Origin of the sequence: Kitasatospora sp. NPDC059571, assembly GCF_042735675.1 — a bacterium.
GTDB lineage: Bacteria > Actinomycetota > Actinomycetes > Streptomycetales > Streptomycetaceae > Kitasatospora.
On record NZ_JBHWBW010000577.1, the window covers coordinates 1 to 503 of the forward strand.

Genomic DNA, 503 nt, shown 5'->3' on the forward strand with positions numbered 1-503 from the left:
CCCTCTGGCCCCCCCCCCCCGCGCCCGGCCCCGGCGTCTTGTGCCCGGCGGGCCCCGCCGGGGGGGGGCGCCCCGCCCGCCCCGCCCCGGCGGGGGGGGGGGGCCGGCGGCACGCGGTGGCCCGCCGTCAGCGCCCGCGCGGTGCGCGGGCGGCGGCCAGCAGTTCCTCGGCGTGCGCCCGGCCGAGCTCGGAGTCCTCCAGGCCGGCGAGCATCCGAGAGAGCTCGCGGACCCGCTCCTCGTCGGTCAGCGCCTTCACCCCGCTGCGGGTCACCACCCCGTCGTTGGTCTTCTCGACCACCAGGTGGCGGTCGGCGAACGCCGCCACCTGCGGGAGGTGGGTGACCACCACGACCTGGGCGGACTCGGCGAGTTTGGCCAGCCGTCGGCCGATCTCCACGGCGGCCTTGCCGCCCACCCCCCGGGCCACCCCCGAGAACCGCGAGGTGCGCCCCCGGGTCGCCCCCGCCAACACACACACCCACGCCAGCCACAACCCGGCC

1 pseudogene is annotated in these 503 nt (G+C 80.1%); it reads right to left on the reverse strand.

The window, feature by feature from the left end:
- Positions 1–127 precede the first annotated feature (127 nt).
- Positions 128–503, reverse strand: a pseudogene (locus ACFV0G_RS35830) (DNA repair protein RecN); the annotation flags it as partial.